Genomic DNA, 24,606 nt, shown 5'->3' on the forward strand with positions numbered 1-24,606 from the left:
CGTATATGGTGGGCGTCATGCTGCGGGGTGGTCCGGCACCGCGCCGTCGTATTGCAGTTCGCGGGTGGCCTGGTAAGAGAGGGCGAAGCCCGAGGGCTGCTGGAGTTCTTCGTTGAGGTGGGCGATGAGGCCGGCGGTGCGGGCCAGCAGCGGCACGCCGCGCAGGGCCTGCAGCGGAAACCCGGCGCCCAGCAGTACCGCCGGGATGGCGGCGGAGACGTTGAGCTTGAGGGCCTTGCCCAGCACTTCGGGGATCTGGCGTTCGACGGCTTCGGCGATTTCGACGTAGGTCTGGTCCGAGCCGCAGTCGATCGCCACCTCGAACAGCCGCGCCACGCGGGGGTCGCGGGTCTTGTGCAGGGGATGGCCGTAGCCGGGGATGGGCCTGCCTTCGGCGCGGTAGCGCTTGAGCACGTCGAGCGCCGCGGCGTCCAGGTCGATCTGTTTCTGTTCGGCGCAGTCCTTGATTTCGGCGAACAGCCGGCCGGCGGTTTCCGAGGCGCCGAGGATGACCGAGCCGCAGCCCAGCAGGCCGGCGGCGACCGCGCCCTGCATGGCGTCGGGCGCGGCGGCCAGCGTCATGCGGGCGGCCTGCACGCTGGGCACGAAGCCGTGTTCGGCGATGGCGACGAGGGTGGCGTCCAGCACGGCGGTGGCCGCGGCGTCGGGGCGGCGGCCGGTGACCAGCAGATGGAAGTAGTCGGTGAAGGAGATGCGGCCGATCAGGTCTTTGCACAGGTCTTCGCCGCGCACCACGATGGTGTGTTCGTCGGAGGTGCAGATGGCGGTGCGGGGGATGGTGCTTTTGCCGATTTTCATGACGGGTCCTGGGGAGTAGTGGGGTTGCGGCTGGCCAGCGCGGCGCGGATCTGGGAGTTGTGTTCGCCCAGCAGGGGCGGGGGCGTCACGTCGCAGGCGCGTTGGCCGTCGAAGCTGACGGGCGAGCGCACGGTGCGCCAGGGGCCCAGCGTGGGATGCGTGCCTTCGATTTCGAGTTGCAGGTGGCGCGCCTGCGGGTCTTGCAGGGCTTCGGCCGTGTCGTACATGGGGGCGTGCGGCACGTCCGCTTCGGTCAGGCGGCGGCACCATTGTTCGCGGGTACGGCCGGCGAACACGCGGTCGAGCACGGCGATCAGCGCCGCATGGTTGGCGATGCGGCCTTCGCGCGTGGCGAAGCGCGGGTCTTGCAGGATGTCGGGGCGTTCCATGGCGTCGGCCAGGCCGCGCCAGAATTTCTCGGGCGATGACATGTGCAGGGCCAGCTTCTTGCCGTCGGCGCAGGTCAGGGCGTAGGACTGCGAGACGCTGGGCCGGCTGTAGGGGCCCATGACTTCGTTCTCGGCGAAGTAATGGGTATAGGCGTCCAGGTTGAAATGGCACATGGCCTCCAGCATGGAGACCTCGACGCTGCGGCCCGCGCCGGTGCGCGCGCGTTCGACCAGGGCGCCGAGAATGCCATAGGCGGCGTAGAAGCCGGTGAGCGAGTCGGCGATGGCCGGCCCCACGACGCGGGGATGTTCCGGATTCACCAGCAGGTTGAGGAATCCGCTGGCGGCCTGGGCCACGGTGTCGTAGGCCGGGCGTCCGGCCGCCGGGCCGGTCTGGCCGAAGCCGCTGATCGCGCAATAGACCAGGCGCGGGTTGATGGCGCGCAGCCGCGCCTCGCCGGCGCCCAGGCGCTCGGCGGCCCCGGGGCGGAAATTCTGGATATAGACGTCGGCCTCGCGGATCAGTTCGTCGAATACGCGCGCGTCCTCGGGGTTCTTGGCGTCGAGTTCGATGCTGCGCTTGTTGCGGTTGTAGGTCTGGTAGTGCGGGCTGTACAGCCCGCCCTTGAAGGCGCGGAACGGGTCGCCCGTGCCCGGCTGCTCGACCTTGATGACGTTCGCGCCCAGGTCGGCCAGCAGCATTGCGGCCGCGGGGCCGGTAATGAAGGTTCCCTGTTCGATGACGGTGATGCCATCCAATACCTTGGACATGAGTGTTCCTCTTGCGGATTGCTGCGAACCGCAAGACTATCGGCCGCCGAGAAAAGATGAAAATGATTAATATCGTCCATCATCATTGATGCCATCGATTGTTTGGGGGCAAGACATGGAGCTGCGGCATCTCCGGTACTTCATTGCGCTGGCCGGGTCGCTGAATTTCACGCGGGCGGCCGAGCGTGTGCACGTGACGCAATCGACCCTGTCCCACCAGATCCGGCAACTGGAGGACGAGGTGGGGCAGCGCCTGTTCGACCGCATCGGCAAGCGCGTGGTGATGACGGAGGCGGGAGAGACTTTCCTGGCCTACGCCCAGCGCGCGCTCAGGGAGATCGACCAGGGGCTGGGCGCGATCAAGCAGGACGTCGCGCGGGTGACGGGCCTGGTTCGGGTTGGCACCACCCATACCTTCAATCTGAATTTCATTCCGGATTGCGTGGCGCAGCTGTTGCAGCGCAGCCCCGGGGTGAAGGTGCTGATCGAAGAGCTGCCGGCAGACGCCATCGCCAGCGAGCTGGAGGCCGGCCGGCTGGACATCGGCGTGGCCTACCGGCCCGAAGGCGCCAGCGCGCTGCGCTTCGAGCCGTTGTTCAACGAGGAACTGGTGCTGGTGGTGTCGGCCAGCCATCCGCTGGCCGGGCGGCGGCGCATCCGCATGATCGAGCTGCATCGCGAGCCGCTGGTGATGCTGCCGGCCGGGTTTTCGACGCGGCGGATCCTGGACGAGTGTTTCCAGGCCGCGGGCGCGGCGCCCGAGGTCGTCGCGGAGATGAACACCATCGCCGCCATGCTGGGCATGGTCGCGCGCATGAACGTGGGCGCCATCGCCGCCGCCAGCGCGATCGCGCCGGACCCGGGGCTGCGCCTGATACCCATGGAAAATCCCACGCCCATGCGCACGCCGGGCCTGCTATTCAATAATGCGCATCCGCAAAGCCGCGCATGCCGCGCATTCGTGGCGCTATTGCGCAGGCGTGCGCTGGGGCAGGTCGCATTATCCGTAAGTCCCGCGTAAGTACTGTATTTGAATGCGCGGTTAAACGTCGTACTAATGGCCATCGCATATAAACCCGCATGCACGATTTTCGTGGGGTGCGCCAGCGGTCTTGCAAGCTCTGTTCGCGAATTCTCCTGCGATTTCATGGGCTTGCGGAGCCAATCCGTCACGATTAAAGGCGGCTCGCAAAATATTGGGGATTACACGCAGTGACAGTGTGGCGGCTTGCTTCCAGAATACCGCCCACATCGTGATTTCGCCCAAGAAGCCGGCGACGGGCGTCGCGCAATATCGGAATAAATGCCGTAAATGCGCGCCGAACAGAGCCGCTCACAACCTCGCTGGAGAACTCCGCATGAAGTTTCTGCATCGTCTTACCCCGGTAGCCGTCGCGCTTGGTGCACTTGCCCTGGCCGGCGCCGTGCATGCAGCCGACACGATCAAAATCGGCATTCCCCAGCCCATGACCGGGCCCAACACGCAGTACGGCGACCAGATCCAGGCCGGCGCGCTGACGGCCATCGAGACCATCAACGCCAAGGGCGGGGTCAAGGGCAAGAAGCTCGAGCCCATCCTGATCGACGACGGCTGCGAACCGAAGCAGGCCGTGCCCGCCGCCAACCGCGTGGTCAACTCCGGCGCCAAGTTCGCCGTGGCCCATGCGTGCTCGGGCGTGACCGTGGCCGCGGTGAAGGTCTATGAGGAAGAGGGCATCGTCGGCATCACCCCGGGCGCGACCTCGCCGCTGGTGACCGACACCATCAAGCCGCATTTCTTCTTCCGCACCATCGGCCGCGACGACCAGCAGGGTCCGTACGCCGCCAACTACATCGCCAAGACGCTCAAGCCCAAGAAGGTCGCCGTGCTGCACGACAAGCAGACCTACGGTTCGGGCGTGGCCACGCAGGTCAAGGACACGCTGGCCAAGGAAGGCGTGAACGTGGCGATGTTCGAAGGCATCAACGTCGGCGACAGCGACTATTCGGCCATCATCACCAAGCTGAAGTCGGCCGGCGTGGACCTGGTGTACTTCGGCGGCTATCACCCCGAGCTCGGCCTGCTGCTGCGCCAGTCGCGCGAGCAAGGCCTGCAGGTCCAGTTCATGGGTCCGGAAGGCACGGCCAACCAGGACCTGGTGGCGATCGCCGGCCCGGCCATCGAAGGCCTGCTGGTCACGCTGCCGGCCGACTTCACCAAGCTGCCGGGCAACGAAGGCATCGTGAAGGCGTTCAAGGACGCCAAGCGCGATCCGGACGGCGCCTTCCAGATGCCGGCGTACGCCGCCGTGCAGATCCTGGCCGACAGCATCAACGCGGTGGGCGAGGACCCCGCCAAGGTGGCCGACTACATGCACAAGACGACCTTCAACACCGGGATCGGCAAGGTCGAGTACGACGCCAAGGGCGACCTGAAGAACTTCGAGTTCGCGGTCTACAAGTGGGACAAGAACGGCAAGAAGACCCAGCTGTAAACTCGCGATCCCGCCGGCGGCTCGCCGGCGTGTAGGGTCTGTCGTCCTCGTTTCGCCGCCATCCGCATGGCAAGCGCCAAAAGCGCTGCGGGGGCGGCGGGAAGCGGCGGCAGGCCCTTATAAAATACGCCCAGGTTTCCGGCTCCGGGTCTCTCTACCGGAGCCGGAACTATTTGGAGCAAGAGAAATAATGTCTGACCTCATACCCCAACTTACCCAGCAATTCTTCAATGGATTGTCTCTGGGCGCGATCTATGCGTTGATCGCCATCGGCTACACAATGGTCTACGGCATCATCGGTATGATCAACTTCGCCCACGGCGAAATCTATATGATCGGCGCCTATGTCGGCCTGGTCACACTGACCGCCATCGGCACCAACAGCGGCCTGCCGATGCCGTTCATCATCGCGGCCATGCTGGTCGTGTCCATCGTGGTCACCGGCATCTACGGCTTTTCCGTGGAACGGGTGGCCTACCGCCCGGTGCGCGGCAGCCCACGCCTGGTGGCGCTGATCTCGGCCATCGGGATGTCGATCTTCCTGCAGAACTGGGTGGCCCTGGGCCAGGGCGCGCGCGACATGGCCGTGCCTTCGCTGGTCTCGGGCGCCTGGCAGTTCCAGATGGGCTCCGACTTCGATGTGACGGTGCCGTATTCGCGGCTGATGATCATCGTGGTGACGGTGCTGCTGATGATCGCGCTGACGCTGTTCATCAAGTATTCGCGCATGGGCCGCGCCTCGCGCGCCTGCTCGCAGGACATGCACATGGCCAATCTGCTGGGCATCGACACCAACCGGGTGATCTCGTTCACCTTCGTGATGGGCGCGATCCTGGCGGCGGTGGGCGGCGTGCTGATCGCCATCACCATCGGCAAGCTCAATCCCTTCATCGGCTTTCTGGCAGGCATCAAGGCCTTTACCGCGGCGGTGCTGGGCGGCATCGGCAGCATCCCGGGCGCCATGCTCGGCGGCGTGCTGCTGGGGCTGGCCGAGACCTTCGCGGCCGCCTACATCTCGTCGCAGTACAAGGACATCGTGGCGTTCTCGCTGCTGATCCTGATCCTGCTGTTCCGTCCCACCGGGCTGTTGGGCAAACCTGAGGTGGAAAAAGTCTGATGTCGAACAACACTCTTAAAAACGCCACGATGGCGGCCGTGCTGACGGCGGTCATCGTCACGCCGGTCTTCGGCCTGCAACTGATCCGCCAGGGCGCGCGCACCAGCATGGAGGCCAACTGGTCGCTGGTGGCGATCGCCGCCGCGGTGGTGTTCGTGTTCCAGCTGCTGCGGCCCTGGATCGCCAAACCCTTCCAGAAGCTCAAGACGGGCCTGCCCACCTTGCCGGCGGCGCCGGCCAAGAGCCACAAGCCGCTGGCGCTGCTGCTCCTGGCGATCGCGGTGATCTGGCCGTTCTTCGCCGGCCGCAGCTCGGTGGACATCGCCACGCTGGTGATGATCTACGTGATGCTGGGCCTGGGCCTGAACATTGTGGTGGGCTTCGCCGGCCTGCTGGACCTGGGCTTCGTGGGCTTTTACGCGGTGGGAGCCTATACGTACGCCTTGCTGTACCACTGGGGCGGCTGGAGCTTCTGGGAAGCGCTGCCGTTCTCGGGCGCGATGGCGGCGCTGTTCGGCTTCATCCTGGGCTTTCCGGTGCTGCGGCTGCGGGGCGACTACCTCGCCATCGTGACGCTGGGCTTCGGCGAGATGATCCGGCTGCTGCTGATCAACCTGAACACGCTGACCGGCGGCCCGGACGGGATTTCCGGCATTCCCAAGCCGACGGTGTTCGGCATGGAGATGACGCGCCGCGCCAGCACGGAAGGGGGCACCACGTTCCATGACTTCATGGGCTGGACCTTCGAGAACCAGCACATGGTGATCTATCTGTACCTGATGGCGCTGATGCTGGCGCTGATCACGCTGTTCGTGTCGACCCGGCTGATCCGCATGCCGGTCGGCCGCGCCTGGGAGGCGCTGCGCGAGGACGAGATCGCGTGCCGTTCGCTGGGCCTGAACCCCACGCGCATCAAGCTCTCGGCGTTCACGCTGGGCGCGATGTTCGCGGGCTTCGGCGGCGCGTTCTTCGCGGCGCGCCAGGGCATGGTCAATCCGGAGTCCTTCACCTTCATCGAATCGGCGCTGATCCTGGCCATCGTGGTGCTGGGCGGCATGGGCTCGCAAGTCGGCGTGATCCTGGCGGCCGTGCTGCTGACGGTGCTGCCCGAGGTGGCGCGCGAGTTCGCCGAGTACCGGATGCTGATGTTCGGCCTGGTGATGGTGTTGATGATGATGTGGCGTCCGCAGGGGTTGTTGCCCATGAAGCGTCCCCACGTGGAGCTGGCCAAATGAGCGAGGCATTGCTGAAAGTTTCCGGGCTCACCATGCGGTTCGGCGGCCTGCTGGCCGTCGACAGCGTGGCGTTCGAAGTCAAATCCGACGAGGTGTTCGCTATCATCGGCCCCAACGGGGCCGGCAAGACCACCGTGTTCAACTGCGTGGGCGGCTTTTATTCGCCGACGGCGGGCGAGATCATCATGGACGGCCAGGCCATCACCGGCCTGCCCAGCCACAAGGTGGCGCGCCACGGCCTGGTGCGCACTTTCCAGAACGTGCGGCTGTTCAAGCAGCTGACCGTGCTGGAGAACCTGCTGGTCGCCCAGCACACCCAGGTGGAGTCGCGGCTGCTGCCGGGGCTGCTCAAGCTCAAGTCCTATCGCCAGTCCGAGGCCGATGCGCTGGCGCGCGCGGCCCAGTGGCTGGATTTCATGGGGCTGCGCGAGTATGCCAACCGCGAGGCGGGCAACCTGGCCTACGGCCACCAGCGCCGCCTGGAGATCGCGCGCTGCATGATCACCAAGCCGCGCCTGCTGATGCTGGACGAGCCGGCCGCCGGCCTGAACCCGCAGGAAAAGCGCGACCTGCAGGCGCTGATCGACCAGCTGCGGCGGGAGTTCGGCGTGGCGGTGCTGCTGATCGAACACGACATGAGCCTGATCATGGGCATTTCCGACCGCATCCTCGTCATGGAGCACGGCAAGCCCATCACCACCGGCACCCCCGAGCAGGTGCGCAACGACGAGCGCGTCATCAAGGCGTACCTCGGGGAGGAATGATGCTTAAGCTGGAAAACATACATACCTACTACGGGGCCATCCAGGCGCTCAACGGCGTGTCGGTGGAGGTCAACAAGGGCGAGATCGTCACGCTCATCGGCGCCAACGGCGCCGGCAAGACGACGCTGCTGATGACGGTCTGCGGCAATCCCCGGGCGCGCGAGGGCAGGATCACCTTCGAGGGCGAGGACATCACCCACAAGGACACCCACCACGTCATGCGCAGCGGCATCGCCATCTCGCCCGAAGGGCGGCGGGTCTTCAAGGACCTGACGGTGGCCGAGAACCTGAAGATGGGCGGCTTCTTCTCCAAGCGCGACGAGATCGAGGCGGGCATCGACCACGTCTACGGCCTGTTCCCGCGGCTCAAGGAGCGCGCCAGCCAGCGCGCCGGCCTGATGTCGGGCGGCGAGCAGCAGATGCTGGCCATCGGCCGCGCGCTGATGACGCGTCCGCGCCTGCTGCTGCTCGACGAGCCCACGCTGGGCCTGGCCCCGCTGGTGATCGCGCAGATCTTCGACATCATCCGCGAGATCCGCGAGCAGGGCGTGACCGTGTTCCTGGTGGAGCAGAACGCCAACAAGGCGCTGGGCGTGGCCGACCGCGGCTACGTGCTGGAGAACGGCCGTGTGGTGCTGCAGGACAGCGGCGCCAACCTGCTGGTCAACGACCAGGTGCGCAAGGCGTACCTGGGCGGTTGAGGTTTTTCCCCGCGAAGGGAGATTGGGCGCATCGGGAGATGCGCCTTTTTTTGTTTTTGGGGGGCGATGGGTTTCGCGCGTTCGACAGTCGGGTTCTTGCTTCGGGATTCTCGCGCTGCACCCATCATGCAGCGATCCGCTCCCGCTCCCGGTCCGCCTGGTAATGGCCGATGGCGGCCAGCGCCAGCGCGTCGATGGAGTCGGTGAGGGTCACGCCCAGGCTGGGGCGCAGCGCGTGCGGCACGGCCAGCGGCAGTTCGGTGCAGCCCAGCACCACGGCGTCGGCGCCGCGGGCGCGCAGGCGGACGATGCATTCGGCGGCCGGCGCGTAGGCGTCTTCCAGGCGGTTGGCCTTGACGGCGCGGATCGATTCCATGCAGTAGCGCTCGACCTCGTCCTCGTCGGGCACGACGCAGTCGTAGCCCTGGGCCTGCAGGCGCTGCTGGTACAGGCCCAGCTTGAGGGTGGCGGCCGTGCCCATCAGGCCAATGCGTCCGCGCGGCAGGCCGAGCCGGCGCAGGTCGTCGATGACGGCCTGGATGATGTGCAGCACCGGCAGGCGGGTGGCGGCGGCGATCTGCTCGTACCACAGGTGGGCCGTGTTGCACGGGATGGCGATGAGCTGCGCGCCGGACTGTTCCAGGAAGCGCACGCCTTCGACCATATAGGGCAAGGGGCTTTCGCCGCCCGCCATATGGGCGCTGGAACGGTCGGGGATGCGGGGATCGTTGCGCAGCAGGGTGGGGATGTGCTGCTGGTCGACGGCGGCGGGCGTCAGGGCCGCCAGGCGCAGGGCAAAAGCGGCGCCGGCCATGGGGCCCATGCCGCCCAAAACACCCAGGTAACAACCCTGGGAATGGCTATTCACTTTATTCACTCCGAGCTGATGCTGCACCGGGCGTCAGAACCTGGCCCGGGCGTTCGGCGCCGGTCCGTTCCCCGTCCCACACGCGCTTGCCATTGACCCAAACTGCCTGGATGCCCTGGCTTGCCTGAATGGGAGCTGAAAAAGTGGCCACGTCTGTGACGGTGGCGGGATCGAACAGCACCAAGTCGGCATGATACCCCTCCCGGAGGCGGCCGCGGTCCGCGATGCCGTACTGGTCGGCCGCCAGGCCGGTCATTTTGTGGATGGCCGACTCCAGCGACAGCAGGCGCTGCTCGCGCACCATGGTGCGCAGCACGTTGGTGAAGGTGCCCCATTGGCGCGGATGCGGGTGCGGGTCGAAGGGCAGGCCGTCGGAGCCGACCATGGTCAGCGGGTGCGCGAAGATGCGCGACACGTCGGCCGGGTCCATCAGGAAGTAGATGGCGCCGGCCGGGGCCAGGCGCTCGACGGCGGCCGCGTCGTCCAGGCCGAGTTCGGCCATGACCTCGGCGAAGTCTCGGCCGGTGGCCCCCGGGTAGCCCTTGGACCAGGTGATCAGCGTGCGGCTGGCCAGCCGCGCGCGGTCCAGCCGCAGCATGGTGGAGGTGGCAGGATAGGGGTGGCAGTCCAGGCAGACCGGCTGCGCGGCGGCGGCGCGGCTGATCAGGTCCAGCGTTTCGCGGCTGCGGCCGTGATTGCGTTCGCCAGCCAGCTTGTGGTGCGAGAACACCACGCGGCAGCCCAGCTCGCGCCCGACCAGCAAGGCTTCTTCCATGGCCGGCACGATATGGTCGGCCTCGTCGCGCAGATGGGTGGCGTAGACGCCGGGGCGGCCGCGCAGCGGCGCGCAGACGTCGATGATTTCGTCCGTGGTGGCGGCGCTGGCGGGCGGGTAGAAGGTGCCGGTGGACACGCCGAAGGCGCCCGCGTCCAGCGCCTCGCGCAGCAGTTCGCGCATGGCGGCGCGCTCGGCCTCGTCGGCTGCGCGCGAGGTGTCCTGCATGACGGCCACGCGCAAGGTGCTGTGGCCGACCAGCGGCGCCACGTTGACGGCGGGCGGCGCGGCGCGCAGCGCATCGAGCCAGGCCGCGAAACTGGCGTAGCGGAACAGCGGGGCGGGGCCGAGCAGGTCCAGCGGCTGCGGAATCTCGGCGCGCGCCAGCGGCGCGAGGCTGATGCCGCAGTTGCCGGTGACCACGGTGGTCACGCCCTGCGACACCTTGGGCCGCATGTCGGGATGCGCCAGCAGATAGCCGTCGTCGTGGGTGTGGGAGTCGATGAAGCCGGGCGCCAGCGCCAGGCCGCGCGCGTCGATGACGGGCGCGCCGGGCGGGTGGTCGAACTCGCCGACGGCGGCGATGCGCTGGCCGCTGACGGCCAGGTCGCCGCGGCGGGCCGGCCCGCCGGCGCCGTCGATGAGCGTGGCGCCCGCCACGATGAAGTCTGCTTGCAAGCGCGTTGCGGTCATGTTCAGTCTAGTTTCTCGATGCCGGCGGATTCGATGATGCCGCGCCACTTGGCGGTTTCGCGGTCGATCAGCTTCTTGAAGTCGGCCGGCGACCCGCCGGCGGGTTCGGCGCCCAGCGTGGCCAGGCCGGCGCGCACGTCGGGGGCCTGCAGCGCCTTCTGGATGGCGGCGTTGAGCGTGGCCACCACGTCGTCGGGCGTGCCCTTGGGCGCGACCACGCCGCCCCAGGAGACGGTCTCGTAGCCCTTGACGCCGGCTTCGTCCAGGGTCGGGACCTCGGGCATCAGCGGCAGGCGCTTCAGGCTGCTGACGCCGATGGCGCGGACCTTGCCGGCCTTGACCAGCGGCGCGGCCTCCGAGGTGTTGACGAACAGGTAGTCCAGGCGTCCGCCCAGCAGGTCCTGGATCGCCGCGGGGCCGCCGTTATAGGGCACGAACATCACGTCGACCTTGGCCATGCTTTTGAACAGTTCGCCGCCCATGTGGCCGGTGGTGCCCACGCCCGAGGCGCCGTAGGACAGCCGGCCGGGCTGCTTGCGGGCGCGGTCGATCAGGTCCTGCACGGTTTTGACCGGAGAGTCGGCCGGCACGATGAGCGCGTTGTACAGGTCGAACAGGTGCGCGACGGGCGTGAGGTCCTGGTCCACGTCGTAGGGCAGGCGCTTGAAGAGCGAGCGGTTCACGGCCAGCGTGTTGATGTTGCCGTAGCCCACGGTGTAGCCGTCGGCCGCGGCGCGCTTGACCAGCGTGATGCCAATGTTGCCGGCCGCGCCGGGGCGGTTTTCGATGACCAGCGTGGCGCCGGTGTCGCGCGCCAGCTGGGTCGTGATCAGGCGCGACAGCACGTCGGGCGAGCCGCCGGCCGCGGACGGCACCACGAAAGTGATGGGCTTGTCGGGATAGGCGGCGGCGAAGGCGCTGGCCGAGAGCGTGACGCCGAGCGCCAGTGCGGCCAGGCCGCGGAGGTAGCGGTTGCGCATGATGGATTTCCCCTGGTTTGTATGGTGATCGTGGCCGCAGGTTACACCCGGGCCCGGGCCGCGCCGTCATCGAAAAATGTCTAAAACCTATAATCGGCCGTTATCGATCTGGCGCGACTGAGCGGGGGAAAAATGGAGATGGACGCCTATTCGGACGAGGTCGGACCGACTGCCGGCAGACCCTTGAACCTGAGGCAGATAGAGGTGTTCCGGGCCATCATGATGTCCGGCTCGATCAGCGGGGCCGGGCGCATGCTGCACGTGTCGCAGCCGGCCGTCAGCCGCGTGCTGGCGCTGACCGAAAGCCGCCTGGGCTACCGGCTGTTCGACCGGGTCAAGAGCCGGCTGTCGCCTACCGCCGAGGCCCGCCGGCTGTATGCCGAGGTGGAGCAGGTGTACGGCGGCATCCAGCGGGTCAACGACCTGGCCGCCAGCCTGGCGCAGTCGGGCGCGGGGATGCTGAAGATCGTGGCCAGCGCCAGTTTCGGGCAGCGCCTGATTCCCAGGGCGCTGGAGCGGCTGCGCAGCCGCAACGCGGACGCGCGGGTCGATTTCCGCAGCGTGACTTTCGACGAGCTGGCCGCGTATTTTCTGTCGGGCCAGGCGGACATCGGCATTTCGATGCAGCCGCCGGACCATCCCAACCTGACCTCGCTGCGCCTGGCGCAGGCGCCGGTGGTCTGCGCCTTGCCGCCGGCGCATCCGCTGGCCGCGCGCGCCGTGGTGCGCCCCGAGGATTTTTCGACGGCGGCGTGGATCGGCTATCCGCAAGATACGCCGCTGGCGCGCGCCTTGCAGCCGTTCTTCGGCGGGCAGGCGGCCTGTCCGGCCGCGATCGAGGTGCATTCGCCGGTGACCGCCTGCGCCTTCGTGCAGCAGGGGCTGGGGCCGGCGCTGGTGGACGCCTGGTGCGTCACGCCGGAGCAGGCCGGGCACATGGCGCTGCGCCCGATCGAGCCGCCGGCCTCGGTGGACATCTGGGCCACGCATTCCAACCTGAGCGCGCCGCCGCTGCTGGCGCGGCGCTTTCTGGCGGCGGTGAAAAAGACGCTGGAGGCCGAGGGGCCGGGCGTCGCCACGCCGGGCGCCGCTACGCCTTAGGCGGCTTGCAGCCCTTCGGCCTGGAGCGCGGCCTGCACGCCCTTGTCGGCTTCCATCCGCTTGAAGAACGCGGCCAGGTTGTCCAGGCCGGTCAGGTCGACCGACTTGCCATGCGCCCAGCGCAGCACCACGTAGAGGTAGGCGTCGGCGATGGACGGCTTGTCGCCCACCAGGTAGGACTTGCCGGCCAGTTGCCCGTCGAGCTGCGCGAACAGTTTGGTCAGCAGCTTGGAGGCCGAACCCGCCAGCTCCTTCTGCGCGCCTTCTTCGCCCAGGAAACGGGAAGCGCCGAAGATCATGGAGAAGGTCTTGTGCACGTCGGAATTGATGAAGCCGAGCCAGCGGCGCACTTCGGCGCGCGAGCGGGCGCTGCCGTCGCCCATCAGGCCGGATTCCGGCGCCTGCTCGGCCAGGTATTCGAGGATGGCGGCGTTCTGCGTCACGGTCCAGTCGCCGTCGGACAGCGCGGGCACGGCGCCCAGCGGATTGACCTTGAGGAACTCGGGGCCCTTGAGCTCATCGCGGCTGAGCTTGTGCGTCTGGTAGGGTTTGCCAAGCCATTCGAGGACGATGTGGGAAGCGAGCGAACACGCGCCGGGCATGTAGTACAGTTTCATCTGATGGGTGCTCCACGGAGGTAGGACAGGAGACTCCCGTCCCTGGCCGATATGGTACGCCACCGGCGCGCCGGGTCCGACACAACGCCTCAACCGAGTTGCCGCCGGAGATGTCCATGCCGCCACGATACGCCGCCCACGCGCGCGCCTTGCTCCTGACCCTGTCCGCGCTGTGCGCGGCCCCCGCCGCGGCGGCTTCCGATCCTGCTTCCGAGGCGCCCGCCGTGGCCGCCCGCGTCGAGGTGGTGGCGCGCGGGCTGGACCACCCCTGGTCCATGGCCTTCCTGCCCGGCGGCGACATGCTGATCACCGAACGTTCCGGCAGCCTGCGGGTGTGGCGCGCCTCGGGCGGGCTGTCCCAGCCGCTGGCCGGGGTGCCCAAGGTGCTGGCGCAGGGGCAGGGCGGTTTGCTGGACGTCGCGCTCTCGCCCGATTTCGCCGCCGACCGCTATGTCTATCTTTCGTATGCCGAAGCCGGCGGCGCCAAGAGCGGCGCGGCCGTGGGCCGCGGCCGCCTGTCGGCCGACGGCGCGGCGCTCGAGAACTTCCAGGTGCTGCTGCGCCAGGAGCCCAAGCTGTCGTCGGGCATGCATTACGGCGCGCGGCTGGCGTTCGACCGCAAGGGCTACCTGTTTGTCGCGCTGGGCGAGAACAACCAGCGTCCCACCGCGCAGGACCTGGACAAGCTGCAGGGCAAGGTGCTGCGGCTCAACGCCGACGGTTCGGTGCCGCCGGACAATCCCTTCGTCGGGCGGGCCGGCGCGCGGCCGGAGATCTGGTCGTACGGCCACCGCAATCCGCAGGGCATGGCGCTCAATCCGTGGACCGGCCAGATCTGGGAGAACGAACACGGGCCGCGCGGCGGAGACGAGATCAACCTGGTGCAGCCGGGCAAGAACTATGGCTGGCCGCTGGCGACCCACGGCATCGATTATTCCGGGCGGCCCATACCCGAGGCCAAGGGCGAGCGCCTGCCCGGCATGGAGCCGCCGCTGTACTGGTGGCCCAAGTCGCCCGCCATCAGCGGCATGGCGTTCTATGACGCCGATCGCTTTCCGGCGTGGCGCAATTCCGTATTCATCGGCGCGCTGGGCTCGCAGGACCTGATCCGGCTGACGCTGGAGGGCGATCGCGTGGTGGCGCAGGAACGGCTTCTGGCCGAGCGCAAAAGCCGCATCCGCGACGTGCGGCTGGGGCCGGACGGTTATGTGTACGTGTTGACGGACGCCTCGCCGGGCGAGCTGCTGCGGGTGGCGCCGGCGCAATCGGGAGGAGGAACGCGATGAAACCGTATGAGCTGATCGGGTCCGCGGGCTGCGGCTCGGCCATCGTCGAGATGGCGCTGGTGCTGGCCAACGTGCCGCACACGCTGACCGACGTTCCGTATCTGAAGCCCGGGCCGCAGCGCGACCGGCTACTGCATCTGAATCCGCTGGGGCAGGTGCCGACGCTGATCCTGCCGGACGACGAGGTCATGACCGAGAGCGCGGCCATGATCCTGCACCTGAACGACGTGGCGCCGCAGGCCGGCCTGGCGCCGCCGCCGGGCAAGCCCGAGCGTGCGCGCTTCCTGAACCTGCTGGTGCGGCTGGTGGGCGCGATCTACCCCACTTTCACGTATGGCGACGATCCGCCGCAGTGGACCACCGCCGGCGCGCCGGCCGAGCTGCTGCGCGAACGCGTGCACATGCGGCGCGCCGAACTGTGGCAGGAACTGGAGCGGCAGGCCGGCGCGCCCCACATGCTGGGCCGGCGCTTCTCGGCGCTGGACCTGTACGTGACCGTGATGACGCACTGGCGTCCCGGCCAGGCCTGGTTCGAGTCGAATTGTCCGGCCCTGACCGCGGTGGCGCGCGAGGCCGCGCAGGAGCCTAACGTGGCGCGCGTGCTGCGCCGGAATTTTCCGCCGCCGACCGAGTGACCGCGGGCGCGGGACGGCGCGCGCGCGACTTGCCGCGCGCCTCGCGCACCGCGATGTACACGCCGCTGCCGGCGATGAACAGCGCGCCCAGGTAGGCGTAGGCGTCGGGCGCCTCGCGCCAGAAGATCCAGCCCAGCACCGTGGCCCAGATCAGGCCGGTGTAGTCGAAGGGCGCGACCACCGAGGCCGGGCCGATGCGAAAGCCCTGCGTGATCAGGGCCAGGCCCAGCGTGCTGAAGAGCGCCACGGCGCCGAAGTACGGCAGGTCCTGCATGGCGGGCGTCTGCCAGACCCAGGGCAGCCCCACGGCGCTGCACACCAGCTGGCCCAGCACGATGTAGAACGTGGTGGTCAGCATGCCTTCGCCGCGGCTGATGCCGCGCGCGGTGATCATCATGACCGCGTAGAGCAGGGCGGTGGTCAGCGGATACAGCGTGGCGATCTGGAATGCCTGCGTGCCGGGGCGCACCACGATCAGCACGCCGGCGAATCCGGCCAGCACCGCCAGCCAGCGCCTGCCGTCCACGCGTTCTTTCAGGACCAGTACGGACAGCGCCGTGACGAACAGCGGCGCCGCGAACGCGATGGCCGTGGCCTCGGCCAGCGGCAGCGCGCGCAGCCCCAGGTAGAAGCAACAGGCCGACACCACGTTGATGACGCCGCGCGTCAGGTGCAGGCCGGGATGCGTGGTCCGCAGCACGCGCCGGCCGCCCAGCCACAGCGCCAGCGTCATGACGAAGGGCAGCGCGATCAGCGCGCGCAGGAACAGGATCTGCAGCGGGTTGTAGCTGGCGCCCAGCCACTTGGCGTTGGCGTCGCTCAGGGTCAGGAAGAAAATGCCGCCCACCACGCAGGCGATGCCTGCGGCGGCGGATGGATTCTGGGCGGCGGGCAATGCGGTGGAAGTGGACATCTACAGCCTGGGAAAGCGGCGGTTCCTGCCGCCGGGTATGGGGAAACGGAAAAGGCGCGGCGCGCGATCAGGGCTGTGCGCGGTAGGCGGCCAGCGCCACCATCGCCCAGGCGGCCAGAAAGGCCGCGCCGCCGAAAGGCGTCACGATGCCCAGGCGGTGGGTTCCGGTCAAGGACAGCACGTACAGGCTGCCGGAGAACAGCACGATGCCCACGAACATCACCACGCCGGCGGCCGACAGCAGCGGCGAACCGTAGCGCGCGCCCAGCAGGGCGATGGCGAGCAGGCCCAGCGCGTGGATCAGGTGGTACAGCACGCCGGTCTGCCAGACCGTCAGCAGTTCGGGCGTGATCATGCGCTTGAGTCCGTGGGCGCCGAAGGCGCCGGCGCCTACCGCCACCAGGAGATTCAACGCTGCGAGTATCGTAAGTTGCCGGTCCGTCATCGTCTGTCCTTCGTGTGTCTGACTAATCGTGTTACAGCTGCCTATGATAGGCCCAAATCCGGCCCCGGCCGGACCGCGCGCCCCGCGCCGGGTCCGGGATCGGAGGCTTGCCGGTTGAATTCCAAATGAGCTATCATAAATTCAATTTGGAACACAGGCCGCCGCGCGGCCCAGGAGCGTCCCATGAGCCTCGTCCTTGCCGATAAAGCCCCGACCAAGCGCCCGGCGCGCCCTGTCGCCAGGCGGACCAGACAGCTGTTCCGCGGCCTGGTCGACAGCCCGCTGATCGACATGGCGCGCGACGTCAGCCGCGGCCTGCCCGCGCAGATGGTGGACGACGCCGCCGACTACCTGCAAGTGCCCAAGTCGGAAATCATGGCCATCACCGAGGTCAAGGCGGCCTCGCTGTCGCGCTGGGCCCGCGAAGGCCTGATGCTGCCCCTGGGCGAATCCGACCGCCTGGCCCGCGTGGCGCGGGTGGTGAGGGTGGCGCGCCAGGTGCTGGGCAGCGAGGAAGAGGCGGTGCAGTGGCTCAACACGCCGGTGCCGGCGCTGGGCAACGTCAAGCCGCTGTCGCTGCTGACGTCCGACGCCAGCAGCCGCATCGTCGAGGACACGCTGGCGCGCGCGGCGGCGGGCGTTTATGCATGAGCCGCGCATATCGAAAGACACGGCCTGAAGGCGCGGCCCGATGAGCGCCAAGGTTTCGCTGTGGCGCATCGGCACCACCGCCGGCAAGTACCGGGCCGACGATCTCAGCGGCGGCGGCGCGGCCGCGGTGGGCGGGCGCTACAACAGCCCGGGCACGCCGGTGGTCTATACCTCGTCCTGCGTGGCCCTGGCCGTGCTGGAGACGGTGGTGCATTTCGCGGCGCGCGCCTCGGAGCAGGCCAACCGCTACCTGATCGAGCTGGCCGTGCCGCACGCCGTCTATGAAGCCAGGCAGGTGCTGGATATCGACCAGCTGCAGCAGGATTATCCCTTCTGGGACGCGGTGCCCTTTGCCGAGGCGGCGCAGGGCGTGGGCGACAACTGGGTCGCCTCGGGCGTGTCGGCGCTGCTGCAACTGCCCAGCGCCATCGTGGCCAGCCGCGGCGTGCCGGACTGCAACCTGCTCATCAACCCCGCGCATCCGGACGCCGCCCGCATCGAGGTGGTGCGGCGCGAACGCTTCATCTACGATCCGCGGCTGCGCGGGTAGGGCGGCTCAGTCGGTCAGCACGGCGCGGCCCACCACCTTGCCGGCGCGCAGCGCCGCCAGCACGCTGTCGGCCTCGGCCAGGGCGTGGCGGCGCACCGGAATGGGGGGCACCTTGCCGGCGCGCACCAGTTCCATCAGTTCCTGCAGTTCGGCCAGGTTGCCCACGTAGCTGCCGATGATGGACAGCGCCTTCATGGGGATCAGCGCGATCGGCCACGACGAGGCGCCGCCGAACAGTCCCACGATGACGAGCTTGCCGCCCTTGGTCAGGAAGTCGAAGGCCAGCGAGGTGGTGGCGGGCGCGCCGACCAGGTCGATCGCGGCCTGCACCGGCTTGCCGCCCGCGGCCGCCATGATCTGCTGCGCCGCGTCGGGCGCGGCGCCGTCGATCGCCGCCAGCGCGCCGGCGTCCAGCGCGGCCTGGCGCTTGGCCGGGTCGATGTCGACCATGATGGCGCCGGCTCCGCCCAGCGCCTTGAGCACGGTCAGGCTCATCAGCCCCAGGCCGCCGGCGCCGAAGATCACCACGGGATGCTCGCGGTAAACGTCGGCGCCGATCTTCTTGAGCGCCGCATACGTGGTCAGGCCCGAGCAGGCGTAGGGCGCGATCTGCGCCGGGTCGAGGTCGCCGATGTCTATCAGGTAGCGCGGGTGCGGCACCAGGATGTGGTCGGCGTAGCCGCCGGCGCGGTGCACGCCCAGGCAGGCCGGGGCGGAGCAGTGATTCTCCATGCCCGCCAGGCAGGGCGCGCACTTGCCGCAGCCGATCCAGGGGTACACCAGGTAGTTGCGGTCCGGCGCCAGCCCCTGCGCTTCGGGGCCGGCCGCGACCACGGCGCCGACGGTTTCATGGCCCATGGTCAGCGGCAGCGAAACGCCGCGGTCCTTCAGGGACAGCGTGCGGCCCTGGCCCAGGTCGTAGCCGCCTTCCCACAAGTGGATATCGCTGTGGCAAACGCCGGCCGCGCGAACCTTGAGCAGCACCTGCGTCCCTTGCGGCGTGGGCGTGGGCGGGTTCATTTCCTCTAGCGGTTGGCGGAAGTTCACGACGCAATAGCACTTCATGGGTGTCTCCTGTTGTGAGGTATTGCCGGGGTATTACTTCTTGACGCTGGGGCATTCGCTGTCGGCCAGCGACACGAATACCTTGTCGCCGGGCACCGTCGACAGGATACGGTAGAAGTCGCCGGCGTACTTGGACTCGGCGGGTTTTTTCACTTCCACCAGATACAGGTCCATGATGACCCGGCCGTCCTCGGGGCGGATGCGGGCGTTCTTGATGAGCTTGGTGGTGATGGGCAGCTCGCGCATCTTCTGGTTGACGGCCGCGCCGTCGAAGGTGCCCGCGGCCTGGGCGGCCTGCAGATAATGGGTGGTCGCGACGTAGCTCAGCGCCTGCACGATGGACGGCGCGCGGGTCACGCCCATTTTTTCCTGCCAGCGGCGGGTCCAGGCGCGGGTGTCCTCGTCGGCGTCCCAGTAGAAGCCGGTGGGAAAGGTCAGCCCCTGGGCCACGGGCAGGCCCATGGCCTGGACGTCGTTGATGAAGGTCAGGAAGGTCAGCAGCCGCTGCTTGCCGCCGGTCAGGCCGAATTCCTGGGCTTGCTTGATCAGGTTGACCAGGTCGCCGCCGGCGCTGGCCAGGCCCACCACGTCGGCCCGCGACGATTGCGCCTGCACCAGGAAGGACGCGAAGTCCAGCGCGCCCAGCGGATGGCGCGTGCTGCCCAGGACCTTGCCCCCGGCGTTCTGCACGAAACGCGTGGCGTTGCCTTCCAGCGACTTGCCGAACACGTAGTCGGTGGTGATGAAGTACCAGGACTTGCCGCCGCTTTCGACCACGCTCTTGACCACCGCATTGGCCAGCGCGTAGGTGTCGGGCGCCCACTGGGTGCTGAGGTTGCTGCACTGCTTGCCGCTGAAGTCTCCGGCGAAGCCGCCGCTGATCAGCGCGGTGCCGCCTTTTTCGCGGGCCACGCCCTGTGCGGCCAGCCCGGCCGAACTGGCGCCGCCGTCCACCACCGCGACCAGGTTCTGAGTGTCGAACCAGCGGCGCACCAGCGCCGAAGCCACGTCGGCCTTGTTCTGGTTGTCGGCGCCCACGACCTCCACGGTCTTGCCGGCCGCCTTGCCGCCGAAATCCTCGACCGCCATGCGGACCGCCATTTCCGAGCCCAGTCCGCCGAGGTCGGAGTAAATGCCGGAACGGTCGTTGGATACGCCCAGGCGCACCACGTCGGATTGGGCTTGGGCCGCGCCTGCGGCCAGGACGGCGGCCAAGGCCGCCAACAGGGGGGTGATACGCATCTGCTTGCCTCCCGGCCCGCGCGCGAGCCGATTATTGGTATTGGGGTTGGGGACGCGGTGTATCTGGCCTGACGGTCGGTGCTCCAGCCGACTGAAAAGTTTTTCTGTAGTGTGAATAAAAATGCCTGCACGTGAATTTATTTTCACATACAGGCAAAGTCAATTAGGTGGATCGCGCGGGCGCGTGCCGCAATGCGGCTGCTTGCCTCAAACGCCGCGGCGCATCAGGGTGGACTTGCCGAACAGGCTTTCGATGAGGTCCACGGCCAGCTCCGCGGTCTTGTTGCGCACGTCGAAGGCCGGGTTCAGTTCGACCACGTCGAGCGAGCGCATCAGGCCGGTGTCGGCGATCATCTCCATGCACAGCTGGGCTTCGCGGTAGGTGGGGCCGCCCGGCACCGTGGTTCCCACGCCGGGGGCGATCTCGGGGTCGAGGAAGTCCACGTCGAAGCTGACGTGCAGGTGGGTGTCGTCGTCCAGGCCGGCAAGCGCGGCCTGCATGGTGGCGCGCATGCCCATTTCGTCGAGGTAGCGCATGTCGAACACTTCCAGGCCGGCTTCGTGGACCAGGCGCTTCTCGCCCTGGTCCACGCTGCGGATGCCGATCTGGCGGACCCAGCCGGCTTCGATGTCGGGGGTCTGGCCCGACAGGCCGGTGATCTGGGCCGGACCGTAGCCGCACAGGCAGGCCACGGGCATGCCGTGGATGTTGCCGGTGGGCGTGAGCGCGTTGGTGTTGAAGTCGGCGTGCGCGTCCAGCCACAGCACCCGCAGCTTCTTGCCCGCCGCGCGGCAGTGGCGCGCCACGGCGCTGATGGAGCCGATGCCCAGGCAATGGTCGCCACCCAGCAGAATGGGCAGGTTGCCCTGGCTCAGTTCGTCGTGCACGGCGTCGTGCACCGCCCGGTTCCAGGCCGCGACTTCGTCCAGGTGGCGGTAGCCTTCGACCGGCGGCTGCCAGGGGTTGGCCGGGCCGTACAGATTGCCGCGGTCGACGACCTCGAAGCCCTGGGCCTCGATCACGGGGCCCAGATCGGCCACGCGCAAGGCCTCGGGGCCCATGGAGGCGCCGCGGGCGCCGGCGCCGATGTCGGTGGGCGCGCCGATGAGCGCGATGCGGCGGGGCAGGTTGGCGGTATGGGGATGCAAGTGGCGCTCCGGACGTAAGGCGTGGTCAGGGGGCGGATAGTACCGCGGTGAGCTGGTCGCAGGCCCAGTCGATCTGGTCGCGCGTCACGATCAGGGGCGGCGACAGGCGCAGGGTATGGCCGTGGGTGTCCTTGACCAGCATCCCGCGTGCCTGCAGGCGTTCGCACCACAGGCGCGCGCCGCCGGCGTCCGGTTCCAGCTCCACGGCCAGCATCAGGCCGCGGCCGCGCACGGCGCGCACCGGGCCGGGCAGCGCCCGCAGGCGTTCCAGGAAGTACTCGCCCATCGCGGCGGCGTTTTCTATCATGCCTTCCTCGGTCAGCACGCGCAGCGCGGCGCGCGCGATGGCGCAGGCCAGCGGGTTGCCGCCGAAGGTGCTGCCGTGCTGGCCGGGCTGGAACACGCCCAGCACGTCGGCGTTGGACAGCACCGCGGACACGGGATAGAAGCCGCCCGACAAGGCCTTGCCGATCAGCGTCACGTCGGCCTCGATGCCTTCGTGCTCTTCGGCCAGCAGCCGGCCGGTACGGCCCAGGCCGGTCTGGATTTCGTCCAGGATCAGCGTGATGCCGCGTTCGGTGCAGCGCTGGCGCACGCGCGAGAAATAGCCGGCCGGCGGCAGGATCACGCCGGCTTCGCCCTGGATGGGTTCGACCAGGAAGGCGACGGTATGGGGCGTGATGGCGGCCTCGAAGGCCGCGTAGTCGCCGAAGGGAACGATCTTGAAGCCCGGCGCGAAGGGGCCGTAATGCCCGTAGGCATCCGGGTCGGTGGAGAATCCGACGATGCCCAGGGTGCGGCCATGGAAATTATTGGCGCAGACGATGATCTCGGCCCGGTTCTCCGGCACGCCGCGCACTTCGTAGCCCCATTTGCGCACCGCCTTGATGGCGGTTTCCACCGCCTCGGCCCCGCTGTTCATGGGCAGGATCTTGTGCGCGCCGGTCAGGCGGGCGAGGTCTTCGTAGAAGGGCGCCATCTGGTCGTGGCGGAAGGCGCGCGAGGTCAGCGTGAGCTTTTGCGCCTGTTCCGTCATGGCGGCCAGGATGGCCGGGTGGCAGTGGCCCTGGTTGACGGCCGAATAGGCCGACAGGCAGTCGAGGTAGCGGCGGCCGTCCACGTCGTAGAGCCAGACGCCGCTGCCGCGCGCGATCACGACGTCCAGCGGATGGTAGTTGTGCGCGCCCAGCTGGTCTTCGACCATGTCGCGGTGGGATGTCAATACGGCGCTCATGCGGTTCTCCCGAGGTCGTACTGCTGCCATCTTAGCGCTCCTGGCCGGTCGTTGGATTGCCATTGCATGACCAAGGCCTTTGCCGGCCGCGGCCGGCGCCTGCTGCACAATAGCGCCTGCGCCGGTTTTCTTCCTGGAAGGTTTTCATGCTGCTGCAACGACTGATTTCGACTTTGACGCGCGGCGCGGCCGCGGCCGTGCTGGCTCTGGCCGCGGCGGGCGCCGCCACGGCGCAGGACAAGCCGCTGCGCATCGGCGTGATCCCCAGCGTGGCCAACGTGGCCACCGAACTGGCCATCGAGCAGGCCAGGCGCGAAGGGCTGAACGTGGAGCTGGTGGAATTCAACGACTGGGTGCTGCCCAACATCGCGGTGGCCGACGGTTCGGTGGACGCCAATTTCTTCCAGCACGAACCGTTTCTGCAATTGTTCAACCAGCGCCGCGGCGCCAACCTGGTGCCGGTGGCCTATGGCTATTCCACCACGATCGGGCTGTTCTCCAAGAAGCTGAAAAAGGGCGATGCGGTGCCCGAACGCGCGACCATCGCGGTGCCCAACGATCCGGTCAACACCGGGCGGGCCCTGTTGCTGCTGGAGTCCATGGGCCTGATCAAGCTCAAGCCCGGCGTGGCCCACCGGGCGGCGCTGGAAGACGTGACCGACAATCCCAGGCGGCTGAAGTTCGTACAGATCGAGGGTTCGCAGTCGGCGCGCACCTTCGACGACGTGACCGCGTCGGTCACGTACACCACTTTCGCCAAGCAGGCGGGCATAGACGAAAAGGACGGGCTGGCGTTCGACAACACCGACCCCGTCAACGTGCGCCGCTACGCCATCCGCTGGGTCGCCACGCCCGCGGGGGCGCAGGATCCGCGGCTGCTGCGCTTCATCTCCATCTATCAGCAGTCGCCCGAGGTCAAGGCCAAGCTGCGCAGCCTGTACGGCGATCTGATCGACTTTCCCTGGTAGGGAATTCCCCGGGCGGGCGTTGACGATTCTTGGCAGTCGCCGGCGGATATCGAACGTATACTGGCTCGGACATATCCCAGCCAGGCACGACGGCGCCGTCGATGCCGCGTAGCCGGTCCGGCTTATCCGCCGGCCTGGCCGGCCGCCGCCATCCACCGATCGCAGAGCCATGCTCAGTACTCCGTTCAATATCGTCGCGGCCAGCGTCCAGACGCTGGCCCCAGGATCGCCGGCCGGGCTGGATGCGACGGAGTGCGGGCAGGAACTGCAGCGCCTGCGCGAGGTGGTGGCCCAGTACGAGGCCCTGTTCCAGACGGCGCCGGTGCTGATCAACGCTTTCGGGCCGGACGGCCGCTGCACGCTGTGGAACGAAGCCTGCGAACGGCGTTTCGGCTGGTCGAGCGCCGAGATCATGGCCGCCAGCGAGCCGCTGGCGCTGTTCTATCCCGATCCGCAGCTGCGCCAGCGGGTCATCGACACCGTCGGCCCGCAGCCCAGCCGCTCGTTTCGCGAATGGCATCCGCTGGCGCGCAACGGCGAGCGCCTGTCGGTGTTGTGGTCGAACATCCGCCTGCCCGACGGCAGGGTGATCAATATCGGCATGGACGTCACCGACAGCCGGCGCACCGAGGCCGCGCTGGCCCGCATGGCGCGGGTCGACAGCCTGACCGATTGCTGGAACCGGGCCGAGATCCTCAAGCGCGTGGAAGACCGGCAGGCCGAAGCCCGGCATGGCGAAGACGGGCCGAATACGGTGCTGATGCTGGACATGGACTATTTCAAGCAGGTCAATGACCGCTACGGGCACCTGGGCGGCGACGCCGCGCTGCGCCATTTCTGCGATCAGCTGCGCGCCTGCGTGCGGGAATGCGATTCCATCGGCCGGCTGGGCGGAGAGGAATTCCTGGTGCTGCTGGCCGGCGCGGACGTGGACGTGGCGCAGGCGGTCTACGCGCGGCTGCGCGCCAGCCTGCGCCAGAACCCGGCCGAGATCGACGGCGAAGCGGTGACGCTGTCGGTCAGCGGCGGCATTGCGCGGTTTTCGCCCGACGACGCGAATGCCTCGGACGTGCTGCGCCGGGCCGATTTCGCGCTTTACCAGGCCAAGCGCGCCGGCCGCGATTGCGCGGTGCAATACCGCATCTGAATCCCCGAAGCGCCTCC

At 68.2% G+C, this 24,606-nt stretch carries 25 protein-coding genes; 13 read left to right on the forward strand and 12 right to left on the reverse strand.

Translation table 11 applies throughout. The features are described from left to right. Positions 1-15: 15 nt before the first annotated feature. Positions 16-819: a citryl-CoA lyase gene (locus AC1IQ6_RS13480; protein ID WP_485866504.1), complete on the reverse strand. Its 804-nt coding sequence runs from the start codon at positions 817-819 to the stop codon at positions 16-18. Then, complete coding sequence (locus AC1IQ6_RS13485) at positions 816-1,979, reverse strand: CaiB/BaiF CoA transferase family protein (RefSeq protein WP_485866505.1); 1,164 nt, start codon at positions 1,977-1,979, stop codon at positions 816-818. Before AC1IQ6_RS13485 ends, AC1IQ6_RS13480 begins: the two co-directional genes overlap by 4 nt. 115 nt (positions 1,980-2,094) lie before the next feature. Here AC1IQ6_RS13485 and AC1IQ6_RS13490 point away from each other — a divergent pair, with 115 nt between their 5' ends. The 6 genes from AC1IQ6_RS13490 (at position 2,095) to AC1IQ6_RS13515 (ending at position 8,270) form a co-directional block, all read left to right on the forward strand. Then, on the forward strand, positions 2,095-3,000 hold the full coding sequence (locus AC1IQ6_RS13490) for a LysR substrate-binding domain-containing protein (RefSeq protein WP_485866506.1): 906 nt from the start codon (positions 2,095-2,097) through the stop codon (positions 2,998-3,000). A gap of 337 nt (positions 3,001-3,337) precedes the next feature. Next, a complete protein-coding gene (locus AC1IQ6_RS13495; RefSeq protein ID WP_102771265.1) occupies positions 3,338-4,453 on the forward strand; it encodes a high-affinity branched-chain amino acid ABC transporter substrate-binding protein in 1,116 nt (371 codons plus the stop codon). Positions 4,454-4,643: 190 nt separating this feature from the next. Beyond that, positions 4,644-5,570 (forward strand): high-affinity branched-chain amino acid ABC transporter permease LivH, encoded by a 927-nt coding sequence (gene livH, locus AC1IQ6_RS13500; protein WP_102771264.1) that lies wholly within the window; start codon positions 4,644-4,646, stop codon positions 5,568-5,570. Next, on the forward strand, positions 5,570-6,805 hold the full coding sequence (locus AC1IQ6_RS13505; RefSeq protein ID WP_485866507.1) for a high-affinity branched-chain amino acid ABC transporter permease LivM: 1,236 nt from the start codon (positions 5,570-5,572) through the stop codon (positions 6,803-6,805). Before livH ends, AC1IQ6_RS13505 begins: the two co-directional genes overlap by 1 nt. Next, positions 6,802-7,569, forward strand: coding sequence for a high-affinity branched-chain amino acid ABC transporter ATP-binding protein LivG (gene livG / locus AC1IQ6_RS13510; RefSeq protein WP_102771262.1), 768 nt, complete (start codon positions 6,802-6,804; stop codon positions 7,567-7,569). The genes AC1IQ6_RS13505 and livG overlap by 4 nt, the downstream gene beginning before the upstream one ends. After that, entirely contained in the window at positions 7,569-8,270 is a 702-nt protein-coding gene (locus AC1IQ6_RS13515; protein WP_102771261.1) for an ABC transporter ATP-binding protein, read from the forward strand. Before livG ends, AC1IQ6_RS13515 begins: the two co-directional genes overlap by 1 nt. Before the next feature lie 124 nt (positions 8,271-8,394). On the opposite strand, the gene cuyB is transcribed toward AC1IQ6_RS13515, so the two are convergent. From cuyB to AC1IQ6_RS13530, 3 genes are read right to left on the reverse strand one after another with little or no spacing between them, the layout of a single operon-like run. Beyond that, positions 8,395-9,084 (reverse strand): cysteate racemase, encoded by a 690-nt coding sequence (cuyB, locus tag AC1IQ6_RS13520; RefSeq protein ID WP_247747699.1) that lies wholly within the window; start codon positions 9,082-9,084, stop codon positions 8,395-8,397. Positions 9,085-9,139: 55 nt separating this feature from the next. Continuing rightward, complete coding sequence (locus AC1IQ6_RS13525) at positions 9,140-10,606, reverse strand: N-acyl-D-amino-acid deacylase family protein (RefSeq protein WP_485866508.1); 1,467 nt, start codon at positions 10,604-10,606, stop codon at positions 9,140-9,142. Between the two features lie 2 nt (positions 10,607-10,608). Beyond that, positions 10,609-11,586, reverse strand: coding sequence for a Bug family tripartite tricarboxylate transporter substrate binding protein (locus AC1IQ6_RS13530; protein ID WP_102771258.1), 978 nt, complete (start codon positions 11,584-11,586; stop codon positions 10,609-10,611). Between the two features lie 132 nt (positions 11,587-11,718). On the opposite strand from AC1IQ6_RS13530, the gene AC1IQ6_RS13535 reads away from it, so the two are divergent. Continuing rightward, positions 11,719-12,687 carry a LysR family transcriptional regulator gene (locus tag AC1IQ6_RS13535; RefSeq protein WP_485866509.1) on the forward strand — a complete coding sequence of 323 codons (969 nt, stop codon included), beginning with the start codon at positions 11,719-11,721 and terminating at the stop codon, positions 12,685-12,687. Here the strand turns inward: AC1IQ6_RS13535 and AC1IQ6_RS13540 are convergent. Further along, positions 12,684-13,304, reverse strand: a complete 621-nt coding sequence (locus AC1IQ6_RS13540; protein WP_102771256.1) for a glutathione S-transferase family protein — start codon at positions 13,302-13,304, stop codon at positions 12,684-12,686. The two genes, AC1IQ6_RS13535 and AC1IQ6_RS13540, sit on opposite strands and share 4 nt — an antisense overlap. 116 nt (positions 13,305-13,420) lie before the next feature. On the opposite strand from AC1IQ6_RS13540, the gene AC1IQ6_RS13545 reads away from it, so the two are divergent. Beyond that, positions 13,421-14,590 carry a PQQ-dependent sugar dehydrogenase gene (locus tag AC1IQ6_RS13545; RefSeq protein ID WP_485866510.1) on the forward strand — a complete coding sequence of 390 codons (1,170 nt, stop codon included), beginning with the start codon at positions 13,421-13,423 and terminating at the stop codon, positions 14,588-14,590. Further along, positions 14,587-15,225: a glutathione S-transferase family protein gene (locus AC1IQ6_RS13550; RefSeq protein ID WP_102771254.1), complete on the forward strand. Its 639-nt coding sequence runs from the start codon at positions 14,587-14,589 to the stop codon at positions 15,223-15,225. The genes AC1IQ6_RS13545 and AC1IQ6_RS13550 overlap by 4 nt, the downstream gene beginning before the upstream one ends. Here AC1IQ6_RS13550 and AC1IQ6_RS13555 read toward each other — a convergent pair. Both AC1IQ6_RS13555 and AC1IQ6_RS13560 read right to left on the reverse strand, forming a co-directional pair. Beyond that, on the reverse strand, positions 15,176-16,138 hold the full coding sequence (locus tag AC1IQ6_RS13555; RefSeq protein ID WP_102771253.1) for a DMT family transporter: 963 nt from the start codon (positions 16,136-16,138) through the stop codon (positions 15,176-15,178). The two genes, AC1IQ6_RS13550 and AC1IQ6_RS13555, sit on opposite strands and share 50 nt — an antisense overlap. A 67-nt stretch (positions 16,139-16,205) precedes the next feature. Beyond that, positions 16,206-16,583 (reverse strand): DUF423 domain-containing protein, encoded by a 378-nt coding sequence (locus tag AC1IQ6_RS13560; RefSeq protein WP_102771252.1) that lies wholly within the window; start codon positions 16,581-16,583, stop codon positions 16,206-16,208. Between the two features lie 183 nt (positions 16,584-16,766). Between AC1IQ6_RS13560 and parS the strand changes: the two genes are divergently transcribed. Then, on the forward strand, positions 16,767-17,234 hold the full coding sequence (gene parS / locus AC1IQ6_RS13565; RefSeq protein WP_111825091.1) for a type II RES/Xre toxin-antitoxin system antitoxin: 468 nt from the start codon (positions 16,767-16,769) through the stop codon (positions 17,232-17,234). Positions 17,235-17,274: 40 nt separating this feature from the next. Then, complete coding sequence (locus tag AC1IQ6_RS13570) at positions 17,275-17,784, forward strand: RES family NAD+ phosphorylase (RefSeq protein WP_102771250.1); 510 nt, start codon at positions 17,275-17,277, stop codon at positions 17,782-17,784. Between the two features lie 6 nt (positions 17,785-17,790). Here AC1IQ6_RS13570 and AC1IQ6_RS13575 read toward each other — a convergent pair whose 3' ends face one another. From AC1IQ6_RS13575 to rocD, 4 genes are all read right to left on the reverse strand, one after another. Beyond that, positions 17,791-18,849: an alcohol dehydrogenase gene (locus tag AC1IQ6_RS13575; RefSeq protein WP_102771249.1), complete on the reverse strand. Its 1,059-nt coding sequence runs from the start codon at positions 18,847-18,849 to the stop codon at positions 17,791-17,793. Positions 18,850-18,882: 33 nt separating this feature from the next. Then, positions 18,883-20,091, reverse strand: coding sequence for an ABC transporter substrate-binding protein (locus AC1IQ6_RS13580; RefSeq protein WP_102771248.1), 1,209 nt, complete (start codon positions 20,089-20,091; stop codon positions 18,883-18,885). 207 nt (positions 20,092-20,298) lie between these two features. Further along, the gene (rocF, locus tag AC1IQ6_RS13585; RefSeq protein ID WP_102771247.1) at positions 20,299-21,240 is read right to left on the reverse strand and encodes an arginase; all 942 of its coding nucleotides are present in this window, start codon (positions 21,238-21,240) and stop codon (positions 20,299-20,301) included. A gap of 25 nt (positions 21,241-21,265) precedes the next feature. Then, positions 21,266-22,474: an ornithine--oxo-acid transaminase gene (rocD, locus tag AC1IQ6_RS13590; protein WP_485866511.1), complete on the reverse strand. Its 1,209-nt coding sequence runs from the start codon at positions 22,472-22,474 to the stop codon at positions 21,266-21,268. Between the two features lie 146 nt (positions 22,475-22,620). On the opposite strand from rocD, the gene AC1IQ6_RS13595 reads away from it, so the two are divergent. Beyond that, complete coding sequence (locus AC1IQ6_RS13595; protein ID WP_102771245.1) at positions 22,621-23,442, forward strand: MetQ/NlpA family ABC transporter substrate-binding protein; 822 nt, start codon at positions 22,621-22,623, stop codon at positions 23,440-23,442. 169 nt (positions 23,443-23,611) lie between these two features. After that, positions 23,612-24,589 (forward strand): GGDEF domain-containing protein, encoded by a 978-nt coding sequence (locus AC1IQ6_RS13600; RefSeq protein WP_102771244.1) that lies wholly within the window; start codon positions 23,612-23,614, stop codon positions 24,587-24,589. Positions 24,590-24,606: the final 17 nt, after the last annotated feature.

The sequence above is a fragment of the Achromobacter sp. MUI-25009338 genome (assembly GCF_057359325.1).

Bases quoted from the DNA above. Each gene is read 5' to 3' on its own strand.
- AC1IQ6_RS13490 (WP_485866506.1), top strand. From the start codon at position 2,095: ATGGAGCTGCGGCATCTCCGGTACTTCATTGCGCTGGCCGGGTCGCTG.
- AC1IQ6_RS13515 (WP_102771261.1), top strand. From the start codon at position 7,569: ATGCTTAAGCTGGAAAACATACATACCTACTACGGGGCCATCCAGGCG.
- AC1IQ6_RS13480 (WP_485866504.1), bottom strand. From the start codon at position 819: ATGAAAATCGGCAAAAGCACCATCCCCCGCACCGCCATCTGCACCTCC.
- AC1IQ6_RS13505 (WP_485866507.1), top strand. From the start codon at position 5,570: ATGTCGAACAACACTCTTAAAAACGCCACGATGGCGGCCGTGCTGACG.
- AC1IQ6_RS13550 (WP_102771254.1), top strand. From the start codon at position 14,587: ATGAAACCGTATGAGCTGATCGGGTCCGCGGGCTGCGGCTCGGCCATC.
- AC1IQ6_RS13535 (WP_485866509.1), top strand. From the start codon at position 11,719: ATGGAGATGGACGCCTATTCGGACGAGGTCGGACCGACTGCCGGCAGA.
- livH (WP_102771264.1), top strand. From the start codon at position 4,644: ATGTCTGACCTCATACCCCAACTTACCCAGCAATTCTTCAATGGATTG.
- AC1IQ6_RS13560 (WP_102771252.1), bottom strand. From the start codon at position 16,583: ATGACGGACCGGCAACTTACGATACTCGCAGCGTTGAATCTCCTGGTG.
- AC1IQ6_RS13530 (WP_102771258.1), bottom strand. From the start codon at position 11,586: ATGCGCAACCGCTACCTCCGCGGCCTGGCCGCACTGGCGCTCGGCGTC.
- AC1IQ6_RS13600 (WP_102771244.1), top strand. From the start codon at position 23,612: ATGCTCAGTACTCCGTTCAATATCGTCGCGGCCAGCGTCCAGACGCTG.
- rocD (WP_485866511.1), bottom strand. From the start codon at position 22,474: ATGAGCGCCGTATTGACATCCCACCGCGACATGGTCGAAGACCAGCTG.
- AC1IQ6_RS13525 (WP_485866508.1), bottom strand. From the start codon at position 10,606: ATGACCGCAACGCGCTTGCAAGCAGACTTCATCGTGGCGGGCGCCACG.
- livG (WP_102771262.1), top strand. From the start codon at position 6,802: ATGAGCGAGGCATTGCTGAAAGTTTCCGGGCTCACCATGCGGTTCGGC.
- AC1IQ6_RS13540 (WP_102771256.1), bottom strand. From the start codon at position 13,304: ATGAAACTGTACTACATGCCCGGCGCGTGTTCGCTCGCTTCCCACATC.
- parS (WP_111825091.1), top strand. From the start codon at position 16,767: ATGAGCCTCGTCCTTGCCGATAAAGCCCCGACCAAGCGCCCGGCGCGC.
- cuyB (WP_247747699.1), bottom strand. From the start codon at position 9,084: ATGGCCGGCGCCGCTTTTGCCCTGCGCCTGGCGGCCCTGACGCCCGCC.
- AC1IQ6_RS13545 (WP_485866510.1), top strand. From the start codon at position 13,421: ATGCCGCCACGATACGCCGCCCACGCGCGCGCCTTGCTCCTGACCCTG.
- AC1IQ6_RS13570 (WP_102771250.1), top strand. From the start codon at position 17,275: ATGAGCGCCAAGGTTTCGCTGTGGCGCATCGGCACCACCGCCGGCAAG.
- AC1IQ6_RS13575 (WP_102771249.1), bottom strand. From the start codon at position 18,849: ATGAAGTGCTATTGCGTCGTGAACTTCCGCCAACCGCTAGAGGAAATG.
- AC1IQ6_RS13485 (WP_485866505.1), bottom strand. From the start codon at position 1,979: ATGTCCAAGGTATTGGATGGCATCACCGTCATCGAACAGGGAACCTTC.
- AC1IQ6_RS13580 (WP_102771248.1), bottom strand. From the start codon at position 20,091: ATGCGTATCACCCCCCTGTTGGCGGCCTTGGCCGCCGTCCTGGCCGCA.
- AC1IQ6_RS13495 (WP_102771265.1), top strand. From the start codon at position 3,338: ATGAAGTTTCTGCATCGTCTTACCCCGGTAGCCGTCGCGCTTGGTGCA.
- AC1IQ6_RS13595 (WP_102771245.1), top strand. From the start codon at position 22,621: ATGCTGCTGCAACGACTGATTTCGACTTTGACGCGCGGCGCGGCCGCG.
- AC1IQ6_RS13555 (WP_102771253.1), bottom strand. From the start codon at position 16,138: ATGTCCACTTCCACCGCATTGCCCGCCGCCCAGAATCCATCCGCCGCC.